This window comes from Arsenophonus nasoniae DSM 15247, from assembly GCF_000429565.1.
Classification (GTDB): Bacteria; Pseudomonadota; Gammaproteobacteria; order Enterobacterales; family Enterobacteriaceae; genus Arsenophonus; species Arsenophonus nasoniae.
The window spans coordinates 1-8,426 of sequence record NZ_AUCC01000104.1 but is presented as its reverse complement, the minus strand read 5'-3'; the positions used below and the strand labels follow the sequence as shown (position 1 = coordinate 8,426).

The window sequence follows — 8,426 nt, the reverse complement described above, 5'->3', positions numbered from 1 at the left end:
CACCTCTTTGAACGGAAAATAACTCAAAGCATGAGTCGGCGAGGTAATTGCCTCGATAATGCCGTGATGGAAAGATTTTTTAGGAGTTTAAAGACAGAAAGACTTAACCGTTTATCGTTTATGAATCATCAATCTGTTGTCTGTGAAGTTGAAAATTATATTCAGTTTTACAATTATTATCGACGCTATTCAACGATTGGTTATTTAACGCCACATCAAAAATATCATGAACTAAAAAATGCCGCTTAGATCTTCTACAGAATTTGTTGACCATTACACTTTTCGCGGGAATGAATTTTGGATTGAAGCTTAAAGAGCTTATGGCTCGTCACGATGACCTGGCACGGTTGCGGTGGCGATAAAAATTTACGACAGGGTAGATCTATCCTTAGCTTACAAATGATTAATAATTAACCGTTTTTTGCCGTGTATTCTCCTCCCTTATCTCAACATTAAAAATAATTTACGGAAAATCAGCGAAAAATCAAAAATCATTTCATTATAATGCAGGTTAATTAGTAACCATTTCGGGTATTAATTTCTTATACATGAACCGTCTTTATTCAATTAACTTTAAAGTTGATTTGATACTAATTTTTTCTGGCGAAAAAGTTAAGGTATTAGGGTTATAGAGCCAATCCTGACCAGTTTCCTGATAATTTAATTTAAATAGCCCATCGATATTAATATTATTTTTACCGCTAGCATCAAGTGGTATTGTAATTAGTTTTTTGTTATTCGGTTTCAGTTCCTGACCAGCAATATTAAACGTAAAATTTAATCCGGTTAAATTGGTAGTGAAAACCTCGCTAGATTTTGTGCTGTCTGAATAAACTTCTAGAGTAACGCGTTTATTATCAAGATTAAGGTTATTATGAGCCTGACACGTTAAATTTAGGCCGCCAATATTGCTTACTGACTGAGGGTTTAATGTTATATCGTTATTGATATTAAGATTAAATTTTTTCCAATAATAGCTAGAACTACAATCTATTTGAGTAATATTATTTAATCCAGATAAACTAAATCGATAATTTCCTTTTGGGGTATTATTTAAACCTTTTTCACCATCAAGCTGAAAAATATTTAATATTTTAACACTATTATTTATATCAAATGTACCCTCTTTCTTTATGTAAACCTTTACTGCAATTGTCCCTCTTTTGGGATTACTAGCTTGCACTTCTATATCGGTTTTGAGCCTTCTTTGTTTTTCTGGTATACTGGCATCCAAATCGGTGTCTTTACCATTATAGGTTATGCCAAATTTCATTCCTTTTGGAATAACTGATATATCCACTTCTGGGAAATAATAAAAATAGACTGGTTCGGATATATAAGAAGTACATTCCACATTTCTAGTAAATAGTTCAGATACCCAAATTTTTTCTCCGTTATTAGAATCCTTAGGGAGCAAAACATTATCTACAATTTTAGTCTCACGATAAGGATCATTCGTTTCACCTAAAACCTTGCATTCCAGTGCTAACGCGCTGCCAGTATAGAAAAACAGCATTGACATAATAAGTGCTATTTTTTTCATTGATAACTCCATATCTATTTCACACTCAACGAGTGATTATTAATTATCTGATGACAATGTTATAATGGTATACTGAACTTTAAACTTGCCAGACACCGCATTATTCGTAGACGAAGTTACTGTGCCATCGAACTTACCCGGTATTTCACTTTTCGGTGAAAACTTAACTTTGCCTTGATTATCGGTTGTAAGTTTTTCATTAATCGATAAATCTGGAACTAACATATCTAGAGTATAATTTTTCAAAATATTATCATTTTTATCAGTCACACTAATTTCAAATGGATACTCTGATTGTGTATCCGCTGGTATAATATTATTTTTCTTTAATGATTTAATTTGAATCCTAGCAGTTGCTGTATCACCAACAAAACTTACTGTTTTATCTGCTTTTTCTACATTTTCATCGGCTAATTTTGCACTTACCTGAATATTATCAACGGCTTTAGTTGTGCTGGTTAAATCAATTTTAGCCTCTCCTTTAGCGTCGGTTTTACTCTTTGCTGGTTGTGGTAATGTAGCATCGGCACCTTTATCTTGTTGCCATGTAACCTCTACATTAGGTACCAAATTGTCATTCGCATCTTTTACCACTGCGATAAAAGTGAATGCATCCCTACCATTAGCAACTTTGCTGGTATTATCACCATCTAATGTCACCTGTTTTAATCTTGCGGTTTTATTATCAGCCGTTAACGTCACAGTTACCGGTGCAAGGTTTACCTCCAAGTCATTAAATTTAGCCGTTATGCTGATATCCCCCACCTGCGTACCAGTTAATTTTGCGGTATAAACCCCTGGTGTTTCCTCGGTGATTTCTGACACTGTAACTTTACTGTTTGTTGGATCTATACTAAAGGATACTTTATCCAGGTAACCGGTAATTGGGTTATCTTTAATATCGATTAAGGTTAGCTTCAAAGTCGCGCTCTCTTTACCATCTGCGACAATAGTAATAGGCTCGGCAGTTAGCTTGGATTTGTCTAAACTTGGATTACTGCTATCGGCAGTTAAGGTTACTTTAGCCGCATTTTTAACTGGCAACACAACGTCATTAACTTTAACTTCAATAGACGCTTGACCCGCAGTGGTACCGGTTAATGTGGCAGTATAAATACCGTTACCCTCATCCTTAACCGCATCACTCACATGACTATTTTTTAAGCTACTCTTAAACTTAACTACTTGGCCTACCAGCGGATTATCATTCACATCCAGCAAGGTCAATTTTATTGTCGAGCTAGTATTACCGTCAGCAACAATGGTTGTTGGATCGGCTTCTAATTTAGAGTTGTCCTTACCGGGGTGCTTGTTATCGGCGGTTAAGGTTACTTTAGCACTATTTTTAATCTGCAATACTGCACCATTAACTTTAACTTCAATAGACGCTTGACCCGCAGTGGTACCGGTTAATGTGGCAGTATAAATACCGTTACCCTCATCCTTAACCGCATCACTAACATGACTATTTTTCAAGTCACTCGTGAACTCGACTTTTTGACCTGCCAGCGGGTTATCATTGACATCCAGCAAGGTCAATTTTATCGTCGAGCTAGCTTGACCGTCAGCAACAATTTCTATCGGATCGGCTTCTAATTTAGATTTATCCTTACTGGGTTTGCTATTATCGGCGGTTAAGGTCACGGTAGCGGTCTTGCCAACCAGAGGTTTACCATTAACACCAACACTAATAGTAGCTTGTCCGGCTTTAGTTCCAACTAAAGATGCTTCATAAATTCCATTACCCTTTTCAGTCACCTTGCCGATCTCGCTACCCGGTAGACTAGGGGTAAACACTACCCCTTGCTCGGCAAGTGGGTTACCGTTAACGTCCTTCAATTCCAACGTTATTGTTGAAGATATTTTGCCATCAGCAACGATACTGCTAGGGTTGGCCGCCAATTTAGACTTATCGGCACTCGGTTTACTATCATCGGCACTCAAAGTGACTTTTACCACTTGACTGACAATTAATGGTTGACCGTTGACTTCAACACCAAGGGTAGTTTCTCCCGCCGTTGTTCCTGTCAGTTTTGCGGTGTAAACGCCATTATTTTCCTCTACGGTGTCACCAATTTTGCTATTTGTCAGGGTGGTACTAAATTTCACTTTATCTTTCAGACCAGAAATGGCATTACCATTAACATCCTGTAAGGTTAGTTTTACTGTTGAGAATGCCGATCCATCGGCCACAATACGAGTAGGATTAGCTTCCAGTGTGGATTTATCAGCGCCAGGTTTGCTACTATCAGCCGTCAATGTAACCACAACTGGGCTGACAGTTAATACAGCACCATTGACTTCAACACCAATCTTACTTTCACCTGCCGTCGTCCCTGTTAGTTTAGCCGAATAAACGCCATTACTTTCCTCTACGGTGTCACCAACTTTGCTATTTGTCAGACTAGTAGTAAATTTGACCTGATCTTTATGGCCAACAATCGCATTACCATTAATATCCTTTAAGGTAAGTTTTATGACCGAAGATTCCGTTCCATTAGCCACAATGCGGTTAGGAGTAGCTTCAAGTTTAGATTTATCCGCTCCAGGTTTAGTATTATCTGCGATCAAAGTGACTTTCGTCACCGCGGTCATATTTAGTACATTACCATTAACCTCAACACCAATTACTGCTTCTCCAGCCTGAGTACCCGTCAGCGTTGCGCTATAAACACCTTCGCTGGTCTCTTTTGTTCCACTTGTCTGACTTTTCGCTAAATTACTAGTAAAATTAACTTGCTGACCGCCAAGTAAGTTATCATTAATATCTTTTAGCACCAAAGTCAGAGTGGAAGTCTCGACACCATTAGCAACAACAGTACTAGGAGCAGCGGTTAATTTAGATTTCTCACCACTCACATTACCACTATCAGCGGTTAAAATTACTATTACCGGGCTCACTGTTAGTAGCTTACCTGCGACTTCAACACTGATTTCAGTCTTACCGGCTTTAGTTCCGGTTAGTGGAGCAGTATATATACCAGGTTCGCTTTCCGTTACTGGGGTTGCACTACTGTTAGCTAACGTGGTGTTAAATTTCACGCTTTGACCTGAAATTAAATTACCATTGACATCTTGCAGCGTCAGTTTCAATGTTGAAACAGCTTTACCATCAGCCATAATCTTATCCGGTTTGGCTTCCAGTTTAGATTTAGTGGGGCTTGGGTTGTCACTATCTGCAGTTAATAACACTTTTGCAGTTTTATTTTTCAATACTGAACCATTAATTTTAACGCCAACGGTGCTTTCTCCGGCAGTAATACCTGTCAGTTCAGCGGTATAAACCCCATTGCCTACCTCTTTAGTATTTTTGATCTGACTATTGGTCAAACTCGTGGTAAAGTCCACTTTATCACCAGAAATAGGATTGCCTTGCGCATCTTTCAATTCCAGTTTCAAGTTAGCGGCGGTTTTACCATTGGCAACAATCGTTGCCGGTTGTAATGTCAATAATGATTTTTCTGCGCTCGGGTGACCGGTGACAAAAGCAACTGACTGGGTTTTTTGACTACCATTAATTTCGGCAGTGACTTCGCTGCTACCCGCTTTGGTACTGGTAACACCAAAGATCAGTTCTCCGCGTTGGTTAGTATTTGCCGTTGCTCCATTCTCAATGACTGCGCCATCGGTTGCTGTAAGATTAACCGCTATATTTTCTACCGCGTTACCATTTTGATCGGTCACCAATGCATATAGCATATTCTTCTCTTTACCATCAGCTAATGCTTTATCCTTAGTAACATTTAACTTGGCAATCTGAGCTGAATTTCGATCAGCGCTAAATTTGAGCGGCCCATTTTTATAGTTGCCGTTTTCCATCGTTGCGGTGATCTTGCCTTCTCCAGCTACTTTACTGGTTATATAAATTACCGCTTTTCCTTGGCTATCAGTGGTTGCTGTTATCCCATCCCCATTGGTAGCACTCTGGGAACCATTAGACAATGTTGCCCCCAATTTGCCATCCTGTTGTTTTAAGCCATCAACGCGGAAAGTAATTACTTGATGACTCAAGGGCTGTCCATGTTCATTGGTGATCACCGCGGTGGTGGTAAAATGATCGCGATCATTAGCCGGTAAAACGGAATTAGGCTCGACAATCAAATCATTAACCACATTTCTGGAAGGTTTTACCCGTATTGTGGTCGTCGCTCTGTTTGATTCATTGTCATTATTATCTATCCCCACCGCACTAATTTGATATTCTTGCGCGGTATTCTTTTGTGTTTTATAAACATAAGCCGGTAAGATAATTTCTAGTTGAGTCGGTGAAATAACCTGATAACTGCCACCATTGGCAATAAAACTAGGCGAGACTGTCCAGTTGATTTTTTTCAAACCATATTTGGTTTTATTAACAGTGGCAGGAATAATAATCGTTTCTTTTGCTTCCGCTCTCATTTCGACTGGTAACGAAATATTAATTAATTCCTGTTTCCGATATTGCATAACAATATCATAATTTCGATCGACAAAATCATACTTATTGCCAACCAAACTACGCATAACATCAACAGCATCAGGATCTAACTGTTGCGATAATGGTACGCCAAAGCGATAAATAATATCCATGCCAACCATAGTGTCATTACGATCACCGGCCGCATGCTCTCCTTTCAGGGTGATTAATGGTATTGGCGTGTAATTTATGCCTAATGTCAAGGCGTAAGGATCGTCTTTTAATTTATCTGGATCGACACCGGTACCAAGATGGACACCTTTGCCAAAATATTTTTCATATTTAATACTACCACCCAGTTTAGGGTAAGTCGGTAAATAGGCTTCGGCGCGAACATCAAAGCCCGTTGCCGGACGCTCATCATAATCATCCATTACCGCTATTTTCGATTGGTGCCAGTCAGTTAAACCAAAATAACCATTGGCGGCCAATTTTAAATAATCAGTCCAAGCTTCGCCGCCAAGACCTAATCGGGCATTGCCACCGCTATAATCATAATCATAGAAGGTATTAATGCCATACATCCAATTACCCCAATATTGGCGATAACCTAAACCTAAATTTAAAGTATTTCTGTCTTTATTGGTTCTTAATCCCAATTGGGTAAAAAGCAGACTATTTATGCTATCAATAACAGGTAATAAAAAATCACCCGAAAATTTTCTATCAGTACCGATAGAAATACGGGCAGTACCGTACTGATTTAACCAATCATTAAGTCGCTGGTTAACCAAACCTTCGCCAATATTTTTTGCATAACCGATTGAAGCATCAACTGCATTTCTATTTGCTAAAATATTACCAACCTGGCTGGCAATTGAAGCTAAAGTTTGATCTGTATTATCTTCAGGTGGTGTTTCCGCTCCACCTAAATTAGGTAAAATAGTATTAATCGTATTGGCACTATTGCCTTTAGTTTCAAGACTTGGTGGCATTTCTAACGGATAATGTCCTGAACTTAAACGTTCAGAAGGAAATAGAGAAGTTTCCCCCTGAGATGATGATGCAGTATTATCTTCAGTAATGATATTATTACTCTCGTTTGCATCATTCATTAAGGATTGAATACCTGAGATAGTATCTGCCATTTCAGCATTTTCAATCGCTTTTACGGCAGAAGATATAGGTAATAAAGCAACTAAAAAAAGATGAATTAATAATAAAATATAAGAAATTACTTTCTTGGATGAAATAAATTTTTTAAACATTGAATTTCCATGAAAAATTTAATTAGTTTTTATATTTTTGTTAAATAAATTTATCTATATCGTGTTTTATTTTTTAACCTAACTAATTAACAAAATTAGTATTTTTTATATTTTATATATCATTAGTGATTTTAATAAATTTCATCAAAAATTTCTCTGTAGATTAATATTTAAATATTATTTAACACAATAAACTTTAAACTAACAAAAATCAAACAAGGTAATTAATTTATAATTTAGTTGAATTATATATTCATAACATATGTTTCATATCTTAAATATCTAATAAAAATACGTCGCTCTCTCTAAAATACATAATCTATATTATTCTGTTAAACTATAACATCAGAGTTAATTTAAATGATGTTTAATTTTAAAGAAAAACACTTTCTAAACGTATTATTTATAATATATATATATATATATATATTAAATAATATTATTTCTTATAAATGTAAGTATATATGAATTACAAATGATAATATTTGTTTAAACCTAAGATCGGGATGGGGAATATTCACAGATAGCTTCCTCCTACACCACCATATAGACCCAGTGGAAGCGAAGCTACAATTTGAAGCCATTTGATTTTTAAACAAATTTCTCGTATGAAAAATCACCGGTTCATCTCCTAAAACTTATCTCAATACTGATATGATACATCCATATAAAACAGCCCAGGGGGATAGTGATGTCTTCATGCTACGATCAAACCATTCTAGATTTTTGGACACTCACTGCGGAAGAAAGCACATTATTGTCTGGCATGACAGATAAAGATCGTTTAGGATTTGCCACACAACTTAAATTCATTGATATTCATGGACGTTTCCATGAACACCACAATGAGATTATTGACCCACAGGCCGTTCAATGGTTAGCAACACAGATAAAAGTTACGCCTGACCTACTGGGTTCGTATGATTTTCCGGTCGTCAGAGCAGGTGTAATGGTCAACAAATTCTGTAGAAGATCTAAGCGGCATTTTTTAGTTCATGGTTAGGAAATTGAATCGCTTTTAAAGTGAGTAGCAAAAGCCATCCCTTATTGCAAAAAGGAGATGGGGATCGATTTATTGTGTTTAGTGCCAGTTAACATTTCCTCAGAGAGTGTAATTTCTAACCTGATTTCCTTATTTTAGACACATTGATCCTGCGTTTAGCTGCGTAACCATCGCTTTTTCTCCAGGTTATGCAGTCTTTCTGACAACAATTCCGTT

At 37.0% G+C, this 8,426-nt stretch carries 4 protein-coding genes; 2 read left to right on the top strand and 2 right to left on the bottom strand.

Features of this window, described 5'->3' with window-relative positions:
- The coding region (locus G468_RS23115; protein ID WP_034250129.1) for an integrase core domain-containing protein at positions 1 to 249 on the top strand (249 nt) is incomplete at its 5' end.
- A 310-nt stretch (positions 250 to 559) separates the two neighbouring features.
- Here G468_RS23115 and G468_RS0114920 read toward each other — a convergent pair.
- Positions 560 to 1,543 (bottom strand): hypothetical protein, encoded by a 984-nt coding sequence (locus tag G468_RS0114920; protein ID WP_026823756.1) that lies wholly within the window; start codon positions 1,541 to 1,543, stop codon positions 560 to 562.
- A gap of 39 nt (positions 1,544 to 1,582) precedes the next feature.
- Entirely contained in the window at positions 1,583 to 7,207 is a 5,625-nt protein-coding gene (locus G468_RS21305; protein ID WP_051297138.1) for an inverse autotransporter beta-barrel domain-containing protein, read from the bottom strand.
- A gap of 691 nt (positions 7,208 to 7,898) precedes the next feature.
- Here G468_RS21305 and G468_RS0114910 point away from each other — a divergent pair.
- Entirely contained in the window at positions 7,899 to 8,210 is a 312-nt protein-coding gene (locus tag G468_RS0114910; RefSeq protein WP_026823755.1) for a DUF4158 domain-containing protein, read from the top strand.
- Positions 8,211 to 8,426: the final 216 nt, after the last annotated feature.